The sequence below is a fragment of the Fibrobacter sp. UWCM genome (assembly GCF_900129735.1).
Lineage (GTDB): Bacteria > Fibrobacterota > Fibrobacteria > Fibrobacterales > Fibrobacteraceae > Fibrobacter.
Map to the genome: position 1 here is coordinate 19,057 of NZ_FQWR01000001.1, position 21,411 is coordinate 40,467.

The following is a 21,411-nucleotide window of genomic DNA, read 5'->3' on the forward strand; positions in this document are numbered from 1 at the left end:
ATTTGGATTGATTGTTTGACTTAAAATTTAGTAAAAAACGCCTAGGCGTTCAACCCCCCGTCAACCCCCAGAATCTGGCCTGTGATGTAGCAGGCATCGTCGGAGGCCAAAAAAGCGACCGCATTGGCCACATCTTCGGGCTTTCCGATACGTCCGAGGGGGATCTGGGCTGCATATTTTTCCTTGGTGGCATCGTCCATGGCGGCAGTCATGTCCGTCCCGATAAAGCCGGGGGCGATGGCGTTCACCGTAATGCCGCGGGAGGCAAATTCCCTGGAATTCGAGCGGGTCATACCGATAATGCCCGCCTTGGCGGCGGCGTAGTTGGCCTGGCCGGCCTGGCCACGCAGGGCATTGATGCTCGAAATATTGATGATTCGGCCGGTGCGCTTGCCCATCATGGTGCGGGCGACCGCGCGGGTGCAAAGGAACACGGAACGCAGGTTCGTGGCAATCACGGCGTCAAATTCCTCGTCCTTCATGCGCATCAGGAGGCCGTCACGGGTAATACCGGCGTTGTTCACCAGGATATCGACCGTACCCATGTCGGCAATAATCTGCTTGAACACGTTCTGCACCGTTTCGGAGTCGGCCACGTTGCATGCGTAGCTCTTGACCTGCACCCCAAGTTCGGCGGAAAGTTTGGCCGCCAGGTCTTCCTTGACCGAGGTGGAGAGGATGGCGACGTCAGCACCTTCACTGGCGAGCTTGGTCGCGATAGCGAGACCGATACCGCGGGAAGCGCCAGTCACGATGGCTTTTTTACCTGTAAGTTTACCCATAATAGTCCCTAGTCATTAGTTGTTAGTTATTAGTTTCATGTTTGGCGGCACAGCCGCGATTATAAAAGGCTAATGACCATTGACCAATGACCAATAGCCATTAATTTATCCCTTAAGTGTCTGGAAGGCCTCGATGGTTTCGACCGGCGTGACCTTCACGTCGCGGCTAATCTTGCGCATGAGGCCCATGAGCACCTTGCCCGAGCCCACTTCCACGCCCTGGGTAACCCCGAGGGAGATAGCCTTGTTCATGCAATCGTTCCAGCGGACCGGAGACACCAGTTGGCGCACCAGCAGGTCGGCAATTTCGCTACCCTTCGTGACCGGTTCGGCAATCACGTTGGCGATGACCGGCTTTTCCACGTCGTTGAACTTGGTCTTGGCAATCGCTTCGGCAAGGCCAGCCTGTGCGAACTGCATGAGCGGGCTGTGGAAGGCGCCAGACACAGCGAGCGGAATGGCCTTGATGCCTGCAGCAGCGCAGTTTTCGACGAGCTTGTTCACGCCGGCGACCGCACCGGACACCACAATCTGGCCCGGGCAGTTGATGTTTGCCGGAACCACGACACCTTCGGCCTTCACGGCTTCGCAAAGTTCAAGAATCTTGGCTTCGTCCTGGCCCATGATGGCAGCCATAGCACCCGGGTTCTTGCTACCGGCGCTAGCCATAAGTTCGCCACGGGTACGCACCAAACGGAGGCCGTCTTCGAAGCTGAAACCGCCGGCAGCATAGATGGCGGAATATTCACCGAGGGAATGCCCTGCCACGTAGTCGAACGCGAAACCTTCGGACTTGAGAAGTTCCATCACCATTGCAGAGACTGTAAAGAGGGCCGGCTGCGTGTTGTCGGTGCTCTTCAAAACATCTTCCGGACCTTCAGCCATGAGCTTGGAAAGCGAGAAACCGAGAATTTCGTCGGCCTGCATCATGAGTTTCTTGGCCGGTTCGAACGTGGAAGCGAGGGTCTGGCCCATGCCCACGTACTGGGCGCCCTGACCCGGGAAAAGCAAAATCGTCTTAGACATTATATACATACCTCTGCGGTTAGCCCGCAATTTTTGTTCCCCCCAAATTTAAAAAAGAACGGAGGGATTTCTAGAGCCGCCGGGCAAAAAGCACACAATCCCCGCAAATGAAAGGAAAATAGAATGTTTTTGTAAGCAGGTGTCAAATGAGACTAGGGAGGGGCTCGTATGACGGCCCCTCCCTAAGACCCTCCCAACACGTTGAATTCGCCTTAACCTCTTGTTTAGAAATTCAATGGGCGAATACGAACGTGCGCACACCTTCGGTGTGCATAAGACTAGGGAGGAACTCGCACGACGGCCCCTCCCTAGTCAAAAAAACAGGAACGGAACCTTGCGGTTCCGTCCCTAAAAGCCTTTCGCAGACAAACTAACGAAAGCCGATTACTTGGCTTCGGCGGGTTCGTCCTTGATGGCGAGCAGGCGTTCGTTGACGTTCTTCGAGACACCCTTCTCAGCGTACTTGGCGGCAACTTCCACAGCCTTCTCGATTGCGAGGGCATCGGAGCGGCCGTGAGCGATGATGCCTGTGCCGTTGAGGCCGAGGAGCAGAGCGCCACCCGTCATGCGGTAGTCCCACATCTCGTCGAAGCGACGGCCGTTGGGGGTATCGATGAAACCGAACATCTTCTTGTGGAGTTCGTAGAAACCTTCGAGCATCTTCAGGACAACGTTGCCCGTGAAGCCGGAGGTCACCACCACGTCGGCGACGCCTTCGATAAGCGTTTCGCCTTCGATAAGCGTTTCGCCTTCGATGTTGCCGATGAAGTTCACCGGGGCGGACTTCAACAGCTGGTGCGCTTCCTGGAGCACAGCCGGACCCTTGTGTTCTTCTTCGCCCATGTTGAGGAGGCCGACCTTCGGGTTCTGATATCCGAAGTAGGTCTCGGCGAATGCGGAACCCGCGATGGCGAAATCCACCAGCGTGGAGGCGCGTTCATCGACGTTCGCGCCGGCATCGACCAGGATGATCGGACGGTCGGCGGTCGGAATGACACAACCGATAGGCGGACGGCTGAACTTTTCGCTCGACTTTCCGAGAAGCATGAGGCAGCTAGCCATCATGGCACCGGAGTTGCCGGCGCTCACGGAAGCATCGACCATGCCCTTCTTCTGCAGGGCGACACACGTCACCAGGCCGGAGTGGGGCTTCTTCTTGAGAACCTGAACAGGGTGTTCGTCCATGGCGACAGGGTCCGGAGCGTCGATGACCGAAATCCCGTTGCCGGCGTAACCGAGCGACTCGAGTTTAGCCTTGACCACGGCCTCCGGTCCGCACAGGACCACATGCAGGTTTGCATTCTTGTTGACGGCGTTTACCGCACCTTCAACCACGACGTCGGGAGCGAAATCGCCACCCAGAGCATCAAGAGCAACTTTTACCATGAACATCTCCTTGCAACTGAACGCTGCATCAACAAATTAGGCTTCGGCATCCTTCATGTTGACAACTTCGACACCATTGTAGTAGCCGCAAACCGGGCACACACGGTGCGGGCGCTTTGCAGAACCGCAGTGGTCGCAGGTAGCCATCGCGGGCACTTCCATCTTCCAGTGGGTGCGGCGCTTGTCACGACGGGCGGTCGAGGTTTTTCTTTTAGGTACTGCCATTTTTAACTCCTATTTTCCATTTTGCTCTTGAGAGCCTTGAGTTTCTCCCAGCGCGGGTCCATGGGCTTTGCGGCCCCGTCGGAACCTTCGTCGGGCGGATTGTTTGATACAAAGATAAAATCTTCGTCAGGATTTTTCACGGGCGCGACCGGTTCTTGCAGTAAAACCAGCTGTCGGATGCACTCGGATACATCTACGAAGTCCTGCCCCTGGGGAATCTTGTAGGCGAAGACATCTGCATCGTCCTCGTCCAGCTCCTGCTTTGCGATGGGGAGCCTCTCGACCTCCGCCACGATTTCGGTCGTAAACGGGCGGTCGAACAAGTCCAGCGTCCTGGAACAGGTCAGAGTTTGCACTCCGGAGAGCGTACCGGTCACGAGACACTTACCGGGGCCTTCGGGGCTCACCAGCACCTCGGCTACCAGATCGCCCTTGAGGTGCAGTTCGTCGAAGATTTCGGGAGCGTCGGCATGGGACCAGACTGCTCGGCGGTCTTCGGGTTCAGTAAGTTTCTGTGCGATATCGATTCTCAAAGTGGTCCAAATTTAATAAAAACTAGACTTGATTTCAATATTCAGGCTTAAACTATATGCGGGAGGGCGGACAGCTCGGAGTTTTAGCCGTTCTACTTGCTCGGGTCGGGCTGGTCCCAGGGGAACTGTTTTCCGTCGTTTTCGGGCGGCATCACGGGTATCATGACCTCAGTCGGGAAGTATTCCGTAGTCGTGGTGATGTATTCCAGAGGCAGCAACGCTCCGGCAGCAATGCCCATCGGCATCCCGACCGCCTTGACCGCGACCTTGGTCGCGCTCTCGGTCGTCCCCCTGCGCAGAATGGTCTGCGTGCTATACCCGCCATCGCCACGGTGTATCACCGCCTCCCCGTACACGACACCGTTCTTTTCGGCCTCCAGGTACATCTCGTCGCCTTTGGCAACCGGGGCATTGCAGTTCCTGGAGTCGTCGCAGACCTTCTTGCCGTTACTGTAGATGGCATAGCCTTCGCGGGCATCGTCCACCTCGACCTTCACGGTCGCACAGCCGGCAAGCATCGCGGGCACAGCGCCACACGCCGCCACAAGGAGAATCTTCTTCATCGGATTTTCTCCTTCGAGACGCGGCTCACGATGGGGATGAATTCGTTCGGGTCGTACGCGATGTGGCGGTAAACCCATATAAGGGAATTGTCCTTCGACTTGCGCATCTCGAACACGACAACGACGCCCGCCGTATCACGAACCAGCTGCAGTTGCAGTTTGCGGTCACTCTGCCGCTCGTCCTCGACCAGAGTCACGTTGTCATCAATGGCCACGTACTGCTTGGTCAACACGCGCAGGCGCTCGCCGTAATCCGGGTGCACTCCTTCTACTTGCACCGGGGGCATGTACACCTTGGAACACCCGCAAAGCATTGCGGTGCAAAACAGCATAGCCATAAAACCACAGCGAACTAACGAATTCATGTGTACCAATATAGAATTGTAGTGCAGTTTGAGGGCGCTTTTTTGCATGTTTCGGATAAGCGGCATTTTTTACGGACAAAACACCTAACCATCCAATATATATAACTAGTGGTTATAAAGAAGAATGGATAGCAGCCGTATTGCTCCATACTCAACATCATACCTCACCCGTTTATAGATTATCGAGACTGCACGTCCGTTGAGCGATGCGGACATGGCAAGAGAGCCTGCCAATGTCAGTGAAAGGGGTCCCGCATTGTATTCATCCTCGACCAGGAAGAATGTCGCATGCGAGGAAGAAGATGAAGATGTGGATGATAAGGAAGATGAGGAAGATTGCATCAGTGAACTGCCGACCAATGTATCACACCACGCATTCTTCCCCATGTTGAAGAAAAGCATATTCTTCTCTTCAGCAACATTGAACCCGAGATTACATACGTAACCATTCATCTGGCACGAATTAGCAGGATTCCCCGGCACATCGCAGTCTTCGATACCCATCACCTGTTCCGAGCTACTAGAACTCGCAGGGGTTACACTGCTACTGCTTGTTGGCCCGTCCTCGGCAAGAACAGACATCGCCAACGCCACCACCAGAAAGATTACCTTGTTCATGGATTACCTCCCATCTTTTTTGTAAATTCGAACGGCATTTTCAGAACCGACATCGACTAGACCTTTATTCTATATCAGGAACATCCTTAACGCAACGGACGGCAACAGCATATTGTTTGCTTACTGGGACAATAACGTCATAGCCTTCCGATACTAAAATATCATTATATGACATTATATCTATATACGCCTGTTGGTAATCAGATTCCATGGCCACCCACAACGCAGGGTGTCCTAGATATTCATCAAAATAATCTGACATCAAATCATAAATGCTGAACTGAGCCTTTTGATAATTAAACTCATCATGCATGTCACAGCAGTATCGCCAGTGCATTACACTAAGTTCCTCATCATATGTTGGCAAGTGCCATCCTTCAGGACAAACACCTCGCGTAAAAGGAATTTTTTCGTCATCCCAAAGCGATATCGATATTCCCTGACATTTATGCCAGTTTTCTTCTAAAGAAAAAAAGCCGCAACCATCGGCATCTTCACTAAACAGCGCCGCACTATCTATGGCAGCAGACCAAAGATACAATCGACCAAACTTTTCGCAGTTAACAGGATTGTTGCCCAAGCACCAACTTGAGGAATCTAATGTTGAAGTCGGTTGTAAATAGGCAAAATTCAAATTTTCTATCATCCAAGTTTGTTTAGGAATATATTTATCACTAAACACACCTTCTATCGTTAATGTTTTGTAGACATTACCATCTCGTTCATCAGTCATTTCAGCGTGAGACAAGTACAATCCAACTGAAGAACTGCTTTTCTCCTTGCTTGAGGAATACTCAACAAATGAACTAGAACTGGAGACATTATCACTAGATGATTGTGTTTCCGAAGATTCTGGCACATCAGAAGACGATGACTTGGCTATAGACTGCTCAGGATACAGGATAGGTTCCGACGTTCCTTCGTCGCCACAGGCGACAAGGAACAAGCAAGTGCAAATAAATGACAAAAAATAAGCATATCTAAACATAAACATTCTCCAAAAAATATTAATTACAAAACACTACTCCACCTTCTTTGTAAATTCAAACGGCATTTTCAGAACCGACATCGGATAGACCTTTATTTTCGTGACACCAAATCCCCAGCCCTGCGAATTGTCGTTGTCACTATGGAGTACGACCGTAAGCAACCTTGAGCGGAATTTCAGCCTTTTCCCGGCAAGCTGGTTTTCGACGTAAGTCCCCAGCAGGGTCCCGTTCTCGTCAAAGAGTTGGATATCATCCCCGGCACCGACAAGTGTGCGCTCGTCAAACGTGACGTAGGATATGGCGTCGTCGCCAAGTACATACGAGCAGCGATATGTCGTCTGCGGGGCGTAATCGTGAACTATGCTGCAGAAATTACTTTCCTTAAGGGCAGAATCGCTGACAAGTGTTGCCACCTGTGCGTTGCTGTCTGCATTGTTGTAGTCCTCGAGTCGTCTGCCCATCACGACAACCTGCCACCGACCCGGCTCAGGATTATCCACGTCCACGACCTCGACATTGTTTAGGTGGTCGAAGCACGCCACGTCGAGCCTGTCGCCCGAGCCACAACCATTATATGCGTCGTGGACATTTCCCTCCAGGATTCTTTCAAACCCTGTCGAAGCATCGAAGTGATTTCCACTTGTGTCAATGTATTCCGTCGGTAACGGGTCTAGCCTCCAGGGGTAGTGGTATTCACCGGACGGGCTCACCAGATACATATCCAGGTCGTTGACTAGCTTAGATTCCTTGAAATTCAGCGAATCCGTAGCCTTGCCCCTTTCACCGGGAGCATCATCCCATACCAACGTCACCCTAAGTCGGTTTTGCTCGTTAGCGACAACAGTCGTCCAGCGTTTCTCGAACCCGTTCCCTATCTCAATTTCCTTGAAATTGGAGAATTCACGAGTCTTTTTGTTATACCCAGAAATAAGGCCGAGCGCGGCTGCCCCGTCAACCCTCCCCCAGCCCGTCGCAAAATCGGGTCCCTTGCCATAGGGAGTATAGTGAGGCGTACCATCGTGATGTGCTGCATACAAATCCGGATTGCCAGAAAAATGGGCCTGTTCGGAATCTTCCATATCTATTGCTGTATGAATCAGGAGTGCCTTGACGGTAGAATTTCGCATTGAATGCCTGTGCAGGGAATCCCCTGTAGTGTCGCGGAACTTCTGATACATAAGGGCGGCAATACCACTTACGAAGGGAGCCGCCACAGAGGTACCACCATCCGTAGAAAAATCATAACCACAATAATTGTTACTACAATTTGTTGGGAAGATAACGCCTTGTATATAATTAAAATCAAGTCGAATAAAAAAAGCTTTCAGATTTTCTTTCAAAGAGTTTAAATAAATTGTTTTAATCCCAAAAGTATCTTTCACATCCCACACAACAGGAATTTTACTATACCATGTTTTATTTTCCGCGTTTACCGGGCTATAAAAAGAAGATTCATGTTTTCCAAAAAAAATATTTCCATGTACGACATTTTTTTCATTCCATCCTCGAGTCTTTTTCAAACGAATTTCCATTTTATCTGTTTTAAGAATTTCAACACCATTTATGAGTTTCCAGCCCATTGTTATCCCCAAATCATTAGTTGTTTTGCTAATGCAATCAAAACACGCATTATTTTCATCAATTAAGTCAATTGAATACGATGTGCATGTATTAATTTCTGGATTAACCGCCCAATTATCCCCATTAAAATCAAGTTCAAAATAGCTTGAATCACTTCCTTGTCTATAAAGTTTTACATAGTCAATCGTTATTTCCGCAGGATTATCATCATTAACAATCAACTGACTTGTTGCACCTGGAGCCATAATATCCGGTTTAATTCGCCCATCCCATGTAGGGCCCATGCTGGAATGATAGAATCTAACTTTTTCTTCACTAGTCATATTGCCAACAACAAGAGCATTTTTTGTATTGGACATAACAGAATAAAAGCCATGAACATTACCATCTTTCGTAAATGCACCATTATTCCCAGCAGCCACAACGGCCGTTTTAACAAGAGTATCACCTTCAATACAGTTGATCATTATCGTTTCCGTAGTTGAATCAATTTTTGTGCAAGCGCTTTTCCAATTATTAAATATCGCAGCATCTATAGAAAATGCGGAAGCATCATAATAATTTGAAAAAACATGTGAATGATTAACAACATGACCAACCTGATTCAAATAGTTTGCTAAAGAAGTAAAAAAATGAATTTTTGGAGAAATCCCTCGATATAAAAAATTCTCAAAGGCATTTCCATTACCTCCAAGAACACCTGTAACATTGGTTCCATGCGAATCTGTTATAGGAACAGGAAGTCGCTGCATTTGAATTCCAAAAAATTCTTCGTCCTGCATTATTCTCGAATTCATATTTCCAACAGAATCATACTCATTAAAATCAGGATGATTAAAATCAACGCCATGATCATACACCCCCACAACAATCCCCTCTCCCGTATACTTAACGCCAGACAGCCATTCTTTTGTCGCACTATCCATCTGTAAAGCGCGCTGCCATGCAGTGTCGTTGTTCTGCAAGCTGGATATGTTGACGGCATCACGATCAACGGCGCTGCTAGCCAAGCCCAGTTCGTGCTGCACAACCAAGCCATCGATATTCCGGCTTTGCGCAAGGCATTGGAGCGAATCCTTCCTGACCTTCGCAATCAACAAACCGCGAGCAACGCCAATATCGTCGCCTCCACATGCAGCGATTTCTTCAACGCACGTATTGACGGAAACATCAGGCCAGCAGTAGATTTCCATGTCAATCCTTGATGAATCTACGTATAAACTATCCTGATAGAACTCTATCTCTACCGGAGTGGAATCGTCCACGGCAACCGTGTTGTAGAACCCCGCAATAAGGCTGTCCAGCAGCCGCTTGCGCACGGCGGTTTCGCTGCGAAACAGGGTCAGCGTCTTGCCCTGATGCCTGCCGACGGAATGCTTGACGATTCCCCGCTCGGTAAGCAGGTCCCGTTCCTTCGGAGAGATGGGCGTGTCCTTGAGCAGCCAGAAACGCCCCGCCGGGACAACCTCGGTCGAGTCTCCATCATACCGTTCAACCGCAAAATTGCTACCACGGTCAGTCCACAGCACAACATCGGATGCATTCTGGTTGCCGCCTAGTGGGTCCGAGCCCCAAAGAATATTGTGCGATGCGTCATAGACCGCCATGAAGTAGTTCGGCTCGTAGACCTCGGCATTATGCTGGTATGACCAGTCGTTAGACGAATCCCAGCCTGTCAAAAAACCTTCGCTATAGATGCGGCAATGAATTTCAACGGAATCCCCAGGGAAAAGAAGACCGTGAAGGGAGAACTTGACTACAGTGTATTGCCCCGCCTGCACCACGGATGCCGTTACGGGATTTAGACCGGAGGAAACATCCACTTCAGCCCCAAGCGGAGCCTGAGCAGCGTAATAATTGATTTCAGGATTCAGGACTGGCGCAGAAGAGGTATTCGTAAGCCTAAATCGGTAATTAACGAAGTTCCATGCCGTTACATGTCGGTCGCTTGTCAACAGCACCGAAGGGCTCGACCAGGCAAGGCCGAACACGAGGAAAAAATATATGGCCAAAAAGCGTTTCATATTCTACCCGATTACGCCCTTTCCCTAAACTATATTTCTGAATCTAAAAAGTCAAGTTCCTTAATCCAAAAGAGCCTACTTCTCTACCACGCGGCCGGAGAGTTCGCGGAAGTCGTCCTTCTTGTAGAGCGTCACCCCAGGCGACACGATGTGGAATACCGACTGTTCGGCAAGAGTATCGAGGTTGAACCTGAAGGAATCCAGACGGATGCGGTAGCTGTCCACCGTATTGTCGAACGAGACCACATAGGGCGGGCGTGCAAGTTCCCCGCGCATGAACATGCGGTGGAGAGCATTCCCGACTTCATCGTTCACGAGCACCCAGGCATCGACATCGTGCGGGATATCCGCTATGAGGCGCGCCAGGATCTGCTCGAATTCCTCCTGCGTCTTGTCCCTGAAATCGTAAGGGCTCGCATGCTCGGCATCCACCGCCTCGAAAACATTCAGGCCCGATTTCTTGAGCCCGTTCAGGCGGTCGATGGACCAGGAACTCAAGTGGTAGGGAGAGATGTAGGCAACGTTCGAGCAGCCCCTTTCACGCAAGAAACGCCCCACCGCCCTTCCCGGGAACTCTCCGAAGGCGAGGTTGAAGAAGGCGTACCGCGGTTCCTTCTTGAGGGCGCGCGGGATTTCAGAAAGCGGGTGTTCCCACCAGACCGATATGGGGAACCGAGTCCTTGCAAAATGCATAAAGAGGCGGCCCGGTTTAAAGACGAGCATCGTGGAAAGTATCGCCCCGAAGGCATCGCGGAACGATTCGGGCGCAACGGCCTTGCCCGCCGAATCCAAGAACTTGCCCGAATCCTCGTGGTACCCAAGAACGTGCACACGCAACTTTCGCTTCTCGGCCTCGGCGTACACCTTCTGCATAAATTCCAGTTCACGCTCCCCCAGGCAGTAGAAATCCCCCGTCGGGTTAGCGCGCATTACCAGCAATATCTCCTTCGCCTTCGGGGCATGCGCCGTACGGAAAAAGAACCGCCCGCGACCACGGCGCGAAAGAATTCCAACCGCCTGCAACTTCTCGAGGGTACGCCGCATGGAGCCGACCGAGGTTTCGTACTGCGAACAAAGTTCCTTGATGGTCGGGAGAGGGGCATCGGTCGCAAAGCGCCCGGATTTCCAGTCCTCCTGCAGCAGGCGTTCCAGCCGTTCCACCACCTGCTCGCGCACGGGCGGCTCCGGCAAGGCGACCTTGACGGCGCCCCAGAAATAGCCGTTGCCCTGCTCGCCATAAACCTTCTTCTTGTCGATGAGCTTGCGGTAGGCACGGAACACCGTGCAGGTAGACGTCGAAAGCTGTTCCGACACGCTGCGCACTGATGGCAGGCGGTCACCTTCCCTGTAGTTCGAGGACTCCAGCCACTTGCAGATTTCTTCTACTGTCATTTCAACCTCTTTCCTATCGTCCTGTAACCTGCGTCACACCGGTGTAAAACACTAGATACACTTTGGAAAATAATAAAAAAACGCGCCCTTCGCCAACAGCAAACGAAAAAATATCTTTACCCTAACACCGGAGGTTACATGCAAAAAACAATCCAGATAGGGGCATGGGTTGGCGGAAACGGACAGTATCCGCAACCCACGGCAGGCAACATCCAGGCATTTCAGGCTCTCCAAGGAGGTCGTGCAGAACTCTTGAGCCTGTTCGCACTGTTCGATATAAACACATGGGACTGGGTAGAGCCATTCGCCGAAACGGCACGCGAGAACGGTTCAACGCTCGTTATCACGTGGATGCCGAACGGCTACAGTGCACGCAAAATCATTGACGGGGAGGCCGACCCCTACATACGCCATTTCGCAAAGGGCGTCAAGAAGTACGGCTACGAAATCTGGCTCCGCCCGCTGCACGAGGCGAACGGGGACTGGTACGACTGGGGCGTGGGCAAGCTCGGCGCAGGCAACACCGACGCGGACGTCGCCGAAGCCTTCCGGCACATCGTAAGGATATTCCGCGAGGAATCCGTCAAGAACGTCAAGTGGGTGTGGACGACAAATTCCTCGAACGTGGGCGAAAACACGACCTTCACGGGAACCTACCCCGGCGACGACTTCGTGGACTACATCTCCATCGACGGCTACAACTGGGGCGACAAGAAATGCTGGTCCCGCTGGAAGAGCTTCTCGGAGGTATTCCGGAAGTCGTACAACGCGCTCGCGGGCATCGACAAGCCGATGTTTATCGCCGAGACGTCGTGCACGGAATCGGGCGGGAACAAGGCTGAATGGATAACCGACATGTTCAGGGTGCTGCCCGTGGAATTCCCGAGGATTTCCGCCGTCATGTGGTTCAACCAGAGCAAGAGCTTCGAGGCGGACTGGGCGCTCGACACGTCGAGTGCGGCAGTGGATGCCTGGAGGGCAGGCATCGGCACGCTTTAATTTTCTATCTTTGGGCCAGTCAGTTCGAAATTCCATCCTGACTTTAGGCGGCAACATCAGTATACAAGATGCCTCGCCAGCCTATAAACCAAAACTAGGAGATTTGCATGCGTTCTGAAACAGAACTCGAGGGCGTCACGCTGCTCGGCAACAACAAGACACAGTACAAGACCACATACAGCCCCGAAGTGCTCGAGAAGTTCCCGAACAAGCACCCGGGAAACGACTACATGGTCACCTTCAACTGCCCGGAATTCACGAGCCTCTGCCCGAAAACCGGCCAGCCCGACTTCGCGGAAATCAAGATCAACTACATTCCGGACCAGTTCCTGGTGGAATCCAAGTCCCTCAAGCTGTACCTGTTCTCGTTCCGCAATCACGGCGATTTCCACGAGGACTGCGTGAACATCATCATGAAGGACCTAGTGAAGTTGCTCGACCCCAAGTACCTTGAAGTCGAAGGCATCTTCATGCCGCGCGGGGGCATCTCGCTCTACCCGTTCGCGAACTACGGCAAGCCCGGCACCGAATTCGAATCGCTCGCCAAGACCCGCCTGTTCACTGCCATCGACAGGAGGAAATAAGCATGCAGAACGAAATCATTCTCGTCGCCTCCATCTTCGCGTTCTTCGGCGGCCTCGTCGCCTTCTTCCGCTTCTTCGGTAAGCAGGGCATCTTCGCCTGGACCGTCATCTGCACCATCGCGGCAAACATCGAGGTGCTTATCCTGGTGCACGCCTTCGGGCTCGATACCACGCTCGGGAACGTCATCTTCGCGTCCTCGTTCCTCGCGACCGACATCATGAGCGAAATCTTCGGAAAAAAAGAAGCCAACCGCTGCGTGAAAATCGGCATCCTCGCGAACATCACATTCATTTTGATTTCACAGAGCTGGTTCCTGTACATTCCCGCCGAGGGCGACACGATGGCAGAACCCATCCGCACCGTATTCGCGAATACCCCGCGCGTGATGCTCGCAAGCCTGTTCGCCTATGCCGTCTGCGAGATGTTCGACGTGTGGGCCTACCATGCCTGGTGGAAATGGACCGAAAAGAAGTTCGGTGACAAGCGCGGGTTCCTGTGGCTCCGCAACAACGGTTCCACCCTCGTAAGCCAGCTTATCAACGTGGTGGTGTTCAACCTGCTTGCCTTCGCGGGCGTATTCCCGTGGAACACCATCGGCGAAATCCTCGTCTTCGGGTACGGTATCTTCATCGTGACCTCCCTGATGGATACACCGTTCGTGTACCTCGCACGGCGCATCGCCGACAAGCACCCCGAACTCGTGAAAGAATAGCGTCCACCCCGAAAAACGTAAATTTTCGCCGAATTCGCGAAATTTCGCTTCCACCCGATACATTAACATATATATATGTATCGAAAAATCACCGCCCCGTTCCGGCACCCGCAGTCCAAGATTCAGATTCGATGAACTAAATTTTGCCCGAAAAATGATCTTTACTGTGCTCACATACCTGGTAATCGGCCTCATTGCCATATTCGGGCTATTCTACATAGCCCTGGAGGCGCGTTTTTACCGCGCGCTGGGTACGGTGCGCCTCGGGCAGTCCGACGTGGAACCAAAACCGCGCGTGAGCGTGCTGATTTCAGCCCGCAACGAGTCGGCGGGTATCCGGGCGACGCTCGATTCCGTTCTCGCGCAGGACTATGCAGGGCAGTGGGACGTGTGGGTCGCCGACGACCGGAGCGACGACGATACGCCGAAAATCCTCGAGGAATACGCCGCCAAGAACCCGCGGCTGCACATTTTGACCATCCGGGAGATTCCCGAAGGGGTAAGCCCCAAGAAGCACGCCCTCAGCCAGCTTATCGACGCCTGCGAGGGCGAGATTCTCTGCCTTACCGACGCCGACTGCATCGTGAAGCCCACCTGGGTCGCCGGAATCGTGGCAGAATTTGAACCGGGCATCGAGCTCGTAGCGGGGCATTCGTACATTCCGACCGTTCCCGGCAAGTCGAGCGTGCTTATCTGCATGCAGGCCGTAGAAACCCTCATCTACCGCGTCGCGGGTACCGCAGGCCTCGCCATGCACCTGCCGCTCACAAGCACCGGCAACAACCTCGCCTACCGCAAGAGTTTCTTCAAGAGCGTTCACGGGTTCGACAACGTGCTCAAGATCCAGAGCGGCGATGACGACCTGCTGATGCAGAAACTCGCCGCCGACCGCCCCTGGGCCATGCGCTACTGCATCGCCGAATCGACCTTCGTGACGACGAACGGCAAGGAGACCCTCAAGGAACTCTGGGAACAGCGCAAGCGCTGGGCTTCGAAGACCATCTACTACACGCCGAAAATCGTGTTCGTGCTCTCCATGGTGTTCCTGTTCCTCGTGATGCAGTGCGTCGCGGCGGCACTCTCGCCCTTCAGTTTCGAAATTTTCATAGCCTTCGCTGCCACATTCGTGGCAAAGTGCGTCGGCGACCTGGTTTTAATACTCCGCGGGCTTAGGGTATTCCGGCAGGAGCACCTGCTAAAGTGGTGCATCCCTGTGGAATTCATCCACGCCCCCTTCACCGTGCTAGCCGTACTCTTCGGCCTGTTCGGACGCTTCAAGTGGAAATAACGATGGCAACTACGACAAAGAAAACGACAAAGACAGAATCTACAGCAAAGACTGCGGCAAAGACCGCCACGACAAAGAAGGCGACAAAACCCGCCAGCGAGGGCATAACCCTCATCATCGCAGAAAAACCGAGCGTTGCGGCCGACCTCGTGAAGGTACTCGGCGCCAAGTCGTTCAAGAAGAACAACGGATACTACGAAAGCGACACGACCATCGTGAGCCACGCCATCGGCCACCTGGTAACCATCGCCGACCCGAAAGATATTGACGAGCGCTACAAGGCATGGGACATGAAGACGCTCCCGATGCTCCCCGAAAAATTCCCGCTCGTTGCCACCCCCGCCACCAAGTCGCAGCTTTCCATCGTGGGCAAGCTCATCAAGCGCAAGGACGTGACGACCATCGTGAACGCATGCGATGCGGGCCGCGAAGGTGAACTGATTTTCTTCTACATCCTCGACTACGTACTCAAGGGCAAGTTCACGGGCAAGACCATCAAGCGCCTGTGGATGCAGAGCATGACCCCTACCGCCATCAAGGACGCGTTCGAGCACCTGCGCACCGCCGAAGAGATGGAGAACCTGAAGAATGCCGCCCTCTGCCGCAGCGAGGCCGACTGGCTCGTGGGCATGAACGGGAGCCGCGGGCTCACCGCCTACAACAGCAGCATGGGCGGGTTCCAGATTACGCCGTGCGGCCGCGTGCAGACCCCGACACTCGCCATCATCGTGAAGCGCGAGGAAGAACGCCAGCAGTTCAAGCCCGAAAAGTTCTGGACCATCGATGCGGACTTCGACAACGGCGGCGTGAACTACCTGGGCAAATGGTTCGAAGGCGACGGCAAGGACCGCATCAAGCAGATTTTTGACGAGAAGAAGGCGAACGAGATTCTCAAGAAGTGCAAGGGCAAGCCCGGCAAGATCGAGGAATCGACCGCGCCCAGCCAGCAGAAGTGCGGGCAGCTCTACGACCTCACCACGCTCCAGCGCGAGGCGAACAACCGCTTCGGCTTTAGCGCCAAGACTACGCTCTCGATTGCGCAGGCCCTGTACGAAAAGCACAAGGCCACGACCTACCCGCGTACCGACAGCCGCTGCTTGCCCGAAGACTACGTGGCCCCCGTGAAGGCGACCCTCGCCAAAATCGAAGGCCCGCTCGCCAAGTTCGCACAGGAGGCTCTCGACAAGAACTACGTGAAACGCACCCCGAAGGTCTTTGACAACACGAAGATTTCGGACCACTTCGCCATTATCCCCACGGGCGTTGCCCCGAAGGGACTCTCCGAAGCCGAAGAGAAAATCTACACGATGGTGTGCCAGCGTTTTATCGCGGTGTTCTTCCCGCCGGCACAGTACCTGAACACGACGCGCATCACGACCGTCGAGGGCGAAACGTTCATTACCGAAGGCAAGATTCTCGTGGACCCGGGTTTCAAGGCGGTCTACGGCAAGGACAGCGATGACGAATCGAACGTGCCGCCCCTGAAGGGAGCCGACGCGAAGACGCTTGACATGCGCAGTAACGAGGACTTCACCAAGCCGCCTGCGCACTACACCGAAAGCACGCTCCTTTCCATGATGGAAAGCGCAGGCAAGCTCGTCGAGGACGACGAGCTGCGCGACGCCATGAAGGAGCGCGGGCTTGGTACGCCTGCGACACGCGCCGCCATTATCGAGAAACTGGTAAGCGACAAGTATGTTGTCCGTGACGGGAAGGAAATGATCCCGACGGCGAAGGCATTCGACCTCATCAAGGTCCTCTCGGCCATGAACTGCGAGGCGCTCACGAGCCCGGAACTCACCGGCGAGTGGGAATACAAGATGGACCTCATCAGCAAGGGCAAGGAATCCCGCGAGAACTTCATGAAGGGCATCGTCGACATGACGAAGAACATGGTGAAGAACATCAAGGGATTCAAGGAAGAGAACACCACCGGCGAGGCGAAGTTCAGCCCCGTGAACGGCAAGAAGGTGTTCGAGACCGTGAGCCGCTACACCACCGAAGACGGCATCGTCATCCGCAAGATGATTGGCGGCAAGCACCTCTCCGACGAAGAAATCGTGGAACTCCTCACCAAGCGTAAGATTGGCCCGCTGCCCGGGTTCCGCAGCAAGCGCGGCGCGGAATTCACCGCGGTGCTCATCATCAACGACCAGAACAAAATCGAGTTCAAGTTCGAGGAAAAACCCGAGGAAATCGAAATCGGCGAGAAGGTGGGCAAGTCGCCCATCGACAACACCGACGTGTTCGAGACGCTCACCGGCTACGTGAGCCAGAGCTACATCGACAAGAAACCCTCGGGCCTGAACCTGCCCAAGGTGCTGCTCGGCAAGGAAATCCCGATGGAAGCCATCCAGAAGCTCCTCGCGGGCGAAAAGACCGAACTCATCAAGGGTTTCCGCAGCAACAAGACGCGCAGGCTATTTGACGCCTACCTCACGCTCGAAAAGGGCAAGCTCAAGTTCGACTTCCCGCCGCGCGAGTTCAAGCCGCGCAGGTTCTTCAAGAAGAGTGCCGCAAAAAGCGAAGGGTAGTTGGTTGGTCATTGGTCAATAGTTATTAGTTATTAGTTATTAGTTATTAGTTATTAGTTGTTAGTTGCTGGTTATTAGTTATTGGTTGCTGGTTGGCTAGGGTTGCGAGATGTTTGTTGTGAGAAAAAGAATCCTCTTTATCGTTGCAATGGCATTGACGCTCTGCGGGCTTGCGACGGCAACACCACAGGGGCTCCCCCAAGAGCTCCAGCCGCTGTGGGATTCAATGACTCTCGAAGAAAAGGTCGGGCAGATGATCATGGTGTACATGTCGCCCCCGGATTTTGTCATCGAGAATAACCTTGGCGGCGTACTCGTGATGGGCGCGCATCTCTCGACCAGGAACCAGCTCCAGAAGAACCTCAAGAACATCGCCTCGAGGGCAAAAATTCCGCTTCTTGTGACCATCGACCAAGAAGGTGGCCACGTGAACCGCATACGAAGTCTTGACCGCAAGTGGGAAAAGGCCTTGAGTGCGAAGGAAATGCGCGAGATGGCGCCCGAAAAAATCGAGCGAACCGCACGTGAAATCGGCGCCACCCTCAAGAAGACGGGAATCAACCTGAACCTCGCCCCGGCTATCGACCCGCCCTCCGATATAAACGGCAGGGAAACCTTCATGGAACTCCATGGACGTTCCTGGGGTGGCATCGAGAATATCGAGAAGGCCCGCGCGTTCGTGAAGGGAATGAAGGCTAGCGGAATCATCAGCGCCGCAAAGCATTTCCCGGGCTATGACAGCGAAACCAATAGCGACCTGCAGATGGCAGAAAGCGATGCGACCGAAGATAAAATCCGCGAGAACGTGGCGCCATTCAAGGCGCTCGCCCCGGATGCCCCCGTCATCATGATGAGCAGCGTGCGATACACGAAAATTTCTGATGCACCCGCGGTCTTTGAACCGAAAATCGTGAAGATGGCCCACGACATCGACGACGATATCGTGGTGCTTACCGACGACCTTTGGGGAACGAATCTGCGTTCATGGATAAGCGGTCCCGAAGCTCCGCTCCCGAACCCCTACCCCGCATCGGAATTCAAGAAGGTGGTGAAGGCGGCACTCGATGCCGGCAACGATATGTTCATGACGACCTACCCCACAAAAGCGGTAGACATGAAGAACACCCTGATCGAACTCGCCCTGCAAAGCAGCGATTACCTTGTATGTATCGAGAAGTCTGTCGCCCGCATATTGAAGATGAAGTTCCGGGCCGGACTATTGACTAGTCATTAGTTGTTAGTTATTAGTCAATGGTTATTGGTTGCTAGTTGGTTCGGGTTGGGCAATGTTTATTGCAAATTAGACTTTGGGGCTCAAGACACGCGCCTTCTTGGGGGTGGAAAGGTTCTTCACCTCTTTCAAAATACGTTCCGGTCCGACCTTCCTGTAGGCGAGTTTCAGAATTTCCGCACAGGCAAGCGTGTCGTCCATCGCGCGGTGATGCCTAAAGTCGCTGAGCCCGAGCGATTCCGTCAGGTTGTGCAGGCTGTAGCTAGGCAATCCTGGGAAAAACTTGCGCGAAGTCTTCACGGTGCATAGTCTCGGCGGGTCAAACTTAACACAGCAACGCTTGAGCTCCGCGCGCACCATCCGGCAATCGAACTGCACGTTATGTGCGACAAAGATTCGCCCGTCCAGGAGTTCCGCAATCTTTTCGGCAAGCGCCTGGAACTGCGGCTGACCGCTTACCATCTCATCGGTAATGCCGGTCAGGTTCTTGACAAACGGCGTTATGGGCACGCCCGGGTCTACAAGGCTATGGAACTCCCCTACCTGCTCGTCGCCATCCAGCAGGGCAATCCCTATTTCGGTAATGCGATTCGAGTCGCCCGCTCCGCCGGTCGTTTCCACATCAACGACCGCAAATTTCAGTAGTTCAGGTTGTGCGGCAGTCATCAGCGTATCGGGATGTCTATATCGAGCGTGGCGTGATTTGCGCGGTCCTCGACCTTCGCCTGCATCACCTTCGACTTCGGGCGACCGTAAACGGGCACCACCAGCAGATTCGATATACCGGCATCCTCGCTCGGGGTGGCCTCGGAATCACGGACCGTCTTCGTGAATATCGCCTTCTTGCCGCCATCGTACAGCGAGTACGTGAGTTCACGCGTAAGCCCGGGCTTAATCTGCTTCGTGGGCACTTGGAAGTACACGTAGCCTCCCTTCGGTACCTTGCGGAGGCTATCCTTGATTTCTTCTTCGGTAGCGAAGTCCGCCTCGAGCGCCATGCGCACGTTCTTCTTTACCTTGTCCGGACTTTCGTACAGCACGGAAACCTCGAAACGGGCATCCTTCGGCACGGCGGATTCGCGCACATCGCGAATGTTCGCATTATTCTGGTAATATTCCCAACGGCCGTTATCGTGCAGAATCACGGTCGAGCCGTTCGAAGTCTTCGCGACAATATCTTCTGCAAAGGAGAACACCGTGCAGGCCGCCACAGCGACGACGGCAATCCTAAAAGCGCGCATAAAATTCATTTGCATTACCCAAAATCCTGTTTGCGGGCACAAACGCCCTCACGCTCTGAATATAAATAAAAAATGCGGATTTAGCGCCGTAAAAACACAAAAAAGCCGAAAATTGGGGATTAAACGGCCCTTTTTAGCCCCATCCAATCCCCATTTTTTTACTTTGTATGCTGTACATTCGTGAAAAAAATCCGCACGGTGGGGATAAAAAACCTGTTTTTGTTCAGTTTAATCCCCATCATACACCAAAAACGAGTACTTTTGCATTCCTCCAGCAGCAAAAAGCGTTAATTTGTACGCAAAAATGGGGATTAAAAGCCTCGTTTTAGGCACATTCAATTCCCAATTTCGCCCAAAACTGCACTTATCGCCCCCTAAAACCGCCACATTTGTTACATTTCCCTGCATGGAAGGAAAAATACGATTCGCGCCGAGCCCCACGGGCTACCTGCACGAAGGCCACCTGCTTTCGGCACTCTATGTGTGGGCGGCCGCTCGCAAATGGGGCCTGCAAATACACCTGCGCATCGAGGACCACGACCAGGGACGCGCCCGCCCCGAATACATCGACAGCATTTACGAAGACCTGGAATGGTTCGGATTCCGGTGGGATTCCCAAAGTATCCAGAGCGCGCGAACAGCCCTCTACGAAGCCGCGCTCGAAGGCCTGCAGAAAAGGGGACTCGTGTACCCGTGCTACTGCAGCCGCAAACAGCTGGAAGCAGAAAACCCCAAGAGCGAGACCGGCGAAATCGTTTATCGCGGGAAGTGTTTCCTGCGTCATACCGAAGCCTTGCACAGCAAGGCAAAAAACTCCATGGACACACTTGTCGCTTCGCGACTGCGGTGTGACGAGCAACCGCACAACCTCCGCATCGTAATTCCTGACAAAGTAATACACTGGCACGACATGCGCCTCGGCGACTTCAATGAGAATCCGAAACTGCAATGCGGCGACTTCCCCATCCGTGACCGCGAGGGGCAATGGACATACCAGTTCGCCGTCTGCGTCGACGACATCGAGGAAGGAATCACCCATATCGTGCGCGGCGAGGACATTCGCAGTTCAACCGCAAGGCAAATCGCCCTCATGCGCCTGCTCGGGCGCGAAACCCCACCGCTGTACCTGCACCACCCGCTTATCGTGGACCCCGCAGGCAAAAAGCTTTCCAAGCGGGAACGCGCCCACAGCCTGCGCCAAGACCGCGATGCGGGCATTACCGCCAGCGAACTGCTGGGCAGGGTATGCCACAAGGCGGGTTTTCTGCCGAACAGCACCCCCCTGAGCCTTGAAAATGCCATTTCGATTGTAGAACAATCCCTGTAAACTTGCCTAA

Annotated in this window: 21 protein-coding genes; 8 read left to right on the forward strand and 13 right to left on the reverse strand. The window is 53.4% G+C overall.

From position 1 onward, the window contains the following. Positions 1-41: 41 nt before the first annotated feature. The 11 genes from fabG to BUB22_RS00120 form a co-directional block, all read right to left on the reverse strand. Complete coding sequence (fabG, locus tag BUB22_RS00070) at positions 42-782, reverse strand: 3-oxoacyl-[acyl-carrier-protein] reductase (RefSeq protein WP_073113397.1); 741 nt, start codon at positions 780-782, stop codon at positions 42-44. Positions 783-887: 105 nt separating this feature from the next. Further along, the gene (gene fabD / locus BUB22_RS00075; RefSeq protein ID WP_073113398.1) at positions 888-1,808 is read right to left on the reverse strand and encodes an ACP S-malonyltransferase; all 921 of its coding nucleotides are present in this window, start codon (positions 1,806-1,808) and stop codon (positions 888-890) included. Between the two features lie 384 nt (positions 1,809-2,192). Further along, positions 2,193-3,194 (reverse strand): phosphate acyltransferase PlsX, encoded by a 1,002-nt coding sequence (gene plsX, locus BUB22_RS00080; RefSeq protein ID WP_073113597.1) that lies wholly within the window; start codon positions 3,192-3,194, stop codon positions 2,193-2,195. 36 nt (positions 3,195-3,230) lie between these two features. Next, entirely contained in the window at positions 3,231-3,419 is a 189-nt protein-coding gene (rpmF, locus tag BUB22_RS00085) for a 50S ribosomal protein L32 (RefSeq protein ID WP_072813504.1), read from the reverse strand. Positions 3,420-3,421: 2 nt separating this feature from the next. Then, a complete protein-coding gene (locus tag BUB22_RS00090; protein ID WP_073113399.1) occupies positions 3,422-3,952 on the reverse strand; it encodes a YceD family protein in 531 nt (176 codons plus the stop codon). Between the two features lie 92 nt (positions 3,953-4,044). Then, the gene (locus BUB22_RS00095; RefSeq protein ID WP_073113400.1) at positions 4,045-4,515 is read right to left on the reverse strand and encodes a hypothetical protein; all 471 of its coding nucleotides are present in this window, start codon (positions 4,513-4,515) and stop codon (positions 4,045-4,047) included. Next, a complete protein-coding gene (locus tag BUB22_RS00100) occupies positions 4,512-4,880 on the reverse strand; it encodes a hypothetical protein (RefSeq protein WP_073113598.1) in 369 nt (122 codons plus the stop codon). The genes BUB22_RS00095 and BUB22_RS00100 overlap by 4 nt, the downstream gene beginning before the upstream one ends. A 105-nt stretch (positions 4,881-4,985) precedes the next feature. Next, positions 4,986-5,498 (reverse strand): hypothetical protein, encoded by a 513-nt coding sequence (locus BUB22_RS00105; RefSeq protein WP_073113401.1) that lies wholly within the window; start codon positions 5,496-5,498, stop codon positions 4,986-4,988. Positions 5,499-5,562: 64 nt separating this feature from the next. Continuing rightward, positions 5,563-6,492, reverse strand: coding sequence for an FISUMP domain-containing protein (locus BUB22_RS00110; protein ID WP_083535273.1), 930 nt, complete (start codon positions 6,490-6,492; stop codon positions 5,563-5,565). Positions 6,493-6,519: 27 nt separating this feature from the next. Next, entirely contained in the window at positions 6,520-10,092 is a 3,573-nt protein-coding gene (locus BUB22_RS00115) for a S8 family serine peptidase (RefSeq protein ID WP_073113403.1), read from the reverse strand. A gap of 75 nt (positions 10,093-10,167) precedes the next feature. Beyond that, a complete protein-coding gene (locus BUB22_RS00120) occupies positions 10,168-11,484 on the reverse strand; it encodes a GntR family transcriptional regulator (protein ID WP_073113404.1) in 1,317 nt (438 codons plus the stop codon). 138 nt (positions 11,485-11,622) lie between these two features. Between BUB22_RS00120 and BUB22_RS00125 the strand changes: the two genes are divergently transcribed. The 6 genes from BUB22_RS00125 (at position 11,623) to BUB22_RS00150 (ending at position 18,836) form a co-directional block, all read left to right on the forward strand. After that, entirely contained in the window at positions 11,623-12,483 is an 861-nt protein-coding gene (locus BUB22_RS00125) for a glycoside hydrolase family 26 protein (RefSeq protein WP_083535275.1), read from the forward strand. 107 nt (positions 12,484-12,590) lie between these two features. Continuing rightward, positions 12,591-13,067, forward strand: a complete 477-nt coding sequence (queF, locus tag BUB22_RS00130) for a preQ(1) synthase (RefSeq protein WP_073113406.1) — start codon at positions 12,591-12,593, stop codon at positions 13,065-13,067. Between the two features lie 2 nt (positions 13,068-13,069). Continuing rightward, positions 13,070-13,780 (forward strand): queuosine precursor transporter, encoded by a 711-nt coding sequence (locus tag BUB22_RS00135; protein ID WP_073113407.1) that lies wholly within the window; start codon positions 13,070-13,072, stop codon positions 13,778-13,780. Positions 13,781-13,934: 154 nt separating this feature from the next. Next, a complete protein-coding gene (locus BUB22_RS00140) occupies positions 13,935-15,068 on the forward strand; it encodes a glycosyltransferase (protein ID WP_073113408.1) in 1,134 nt (377 codons plus the stop codon). Positions 15,069-15,070: 2 nt separating this feature from the next. Further along, positions 15,071-17,602 (forward strand): DNA topoisomerase III, encoded by a 2,532-nt coding sequence (locus BUB22_RS00145; RefSeq protein WP_073113409.1) that lies wholly within the window; start codon positions 15,071-15,073, stop codon positions 17,600-17,602. A gap of 118 nt (positions 17,603-17,720) precedes the next feature. After that, the gene (locus tag BUB22_RS00150; protein WP_175547194.1) at positions 17,721-18,836 is read left to right on the forward strand and encodes a glycoside hydrolase family 3 protein; all 1,116 of its coding nucleotides are present in this window, start codon (positions 17,721-17,723) and stop codon (positions 18,834-18,836) included. 66 nt (positions 18,837-18,902) lie between these two features. Here the strand turns inward: BUB22_RS00150 and BUB22_RS00155 are convergent, their stop codons facing one another. Then, the gene (locus BUB22_RS00155; RefSeq protein WP_073113411.1) at positions 18,903-19,499 is read right to left on the reverse strand and encodes a 3'-5' exonuclease; all 597 of its coding nucleotides are present in this window, start codon (positions 19,497-19,499) and stop codon (positions 18,903-18,905) included. Continuing rightward, positions 19,499-20,089 (reverse strand): hypothetical protein, encoded by a 591-nt coding sequence (locus tag BUB22_RS00160; protein ID WP_175547195.1) that lies wholly within the window; start codon positions 20,087-20,089, stop codon positions 19,499-19,501. Before BUB22_RS00160 ends, BUB22_RS00155 begins: the two co-directional genes overlap by 1 nt. A gap of 152 nt (positions 20,090-20,241) precedes the next feature. Here BUB22_RS00160 and BUB22_RS16530 point away from each other — a divergent pair, with 152 nt between their 5' ends. Together BUB22_RS16530 and BUB22_RS00165 are read left to right on the forward strand one after the other, a co-directional pair. Then, entirely contained in the window at positions 20,242-20,403 is a 162-nt protein-coding gene (locus BUB22_RS16530; protein WP_175547196.1) for a hypothetical protein, read from the forward strand. Between the two features lie 77 nt (positions 20,404-20,480). Beyond that, on the forward strand, positions 20,481-21,401 hold the full coding sequence (locus BUB22_RS00165; protein WP_073113412.1) for a glutamate--tRNA ligase family protein: 921 nt from the start codon (positions 20,481-20,483) through the stop codon (positions 21,399-21,401). Positions 21,402-21,411 lie beyond the last annotated feature (10 nt).

What these genes read in the sequence shown, in the direction of transcription:
- fabD (WP_073113398.1), bottom strand. Translation starts at nt 1,808, where the DNA reads ATGTCTAAGACGATTTTGCTTTTCCCGGGTCAGGGCGCCCAGTACGTG.
- BUB22_RS00140 (WP_073113408.1), top strand. Translation starts at nt 13,935, where the DNA reads ATGATCTTTACTGTGCTCACATACCTGGTAATCGGCCTCATTGCCATA.
- BUB22_RS00105 (WP_073113401.1), bottom strand. Translation starts at nt 5,498, where the DNA reads ATGAACAAGGTAATCTTTCTGGTGGTGGCGTTGGCGATGTCTGTTCTT.
- BUB22_RS00145 (WP_073113409.1), top strand. Translation starts at nt 15,071, where the DNA reads ATGGCAACTACGACAAAGAAAACGACAAAGACAGAATCTACAGCAAAG.
- BUB22_RS00125 (WP_083535275.1), top strand. Translation starts at nt 11,623, where the DNA reads ATGCAAAAAACAATCCAGATAGGGGCATGGGTTGGCGGAAACGGACAG.
- BUB22_RS00135 (WP_073113407.1), top strand. Translation starts at nt 13,070, where the DNA reads ATGCAGAACGAAATCATTCTCGTCGCCTCCATCTTCGCGTTCTTCGGC.
- fabG (WP_073113397.1), bottom strand. Translation starts at nt 782, where the DNA reads ATGGGTAAACTTACAGGTAAAAAAGCCATCGTGACTGGCGCTTCCCGC.
- BUB22_RS00120 (WP_073113404.1), bottom strand. Translation starts at nt 11,484, where the DNA reads ATGACAGTAGAAGAAATCTGCAAGTGGCTGGAGTCCTCGAACTACAGG.
- BUB22_RS00160 (WP_175547195.1), bottom strand. Translation starts at nt 20,089, where the DNA reads ATGCAAATGAATTTTATGCGCGCTTTTAGGATTGCCGTCGTCGCTGTG.
- rpmF (WP_072813504.1), bottom strand. Translation starts at nt 3,419, where the DNA reads ATGGCAGTACCTAAAAGAAAAACCTCGACCGCCCGTCGTGACAAGCGC.
- BUB22_RS00155 (WP_073113411.1), bottom strand. Translation starts at nt 19,499, where the DNA reads ATGACTGCCGCACAACCTGAACTACTGAAATTTGCGGTCGTTGATGTG.
- BUB22_RS00115 (WP_073113403.1), bottom strand. Translation starts at nt 10,092, where the DNA reads ATGAAACGCTTTTTGGCCATATATTTTTTCCTCGTGTTCGGCCTTGCC.
- BUB22_RS00095 (WP_073113400.1), bottom strand. Translation starts at nt 4,515, where the DNA reads ATGAAGAAGATTCTCCTTGTGGCGGCGTGTGGCGCTGTGCCCGCGATG.
- BUB22_RS00110 (WP_083535273.1), bottom strand. Translation starts at nt 6,492, where the DNA reads ATGTTTATGTTTAGATATGCTTATTTTTTGTCATTTATTTGCACTTGC.
- BUB22_RS16530 (WP_175547196.1), top strand. Translation starts at nt 20,242, where the DNA reads ATGCTGTACATTCGTGAAAAAAATCCGCACGGTGGGGATAAAAAACCT.
- queF (WP_073113406.1), top strand. Translation starts at nt 12,591, where the DNA reads ATGCGTTCTGAAACAGAACTCGAGGGCGTCACGCTGCTCGGCAACAAC.
- BUB22_RS00100 (WP_073113598.1), bottom strand. Translation starts at nt 4,880, where the DNA reads ATGAATTCGTTAGTTCGCTGTGGTTTTATGGCTATGCTGTTTTGCACC.
- BUB22_RS00165 (WP_073113412.1), top strand. Translation starts at nt 20,481, where the DNA reads ATGGAAGGAAAAATACGATTCGCGCCGAGCCCCACGGGCTACCTGCAC.
- plsX (WP_073113597.1), bottom strand. Translation starts at nt 3,194, where the DNA reads ATGGTAAAAGTTGCTCTTGATGCTCTGGGTGGCGATTTCGCTCCCGAC.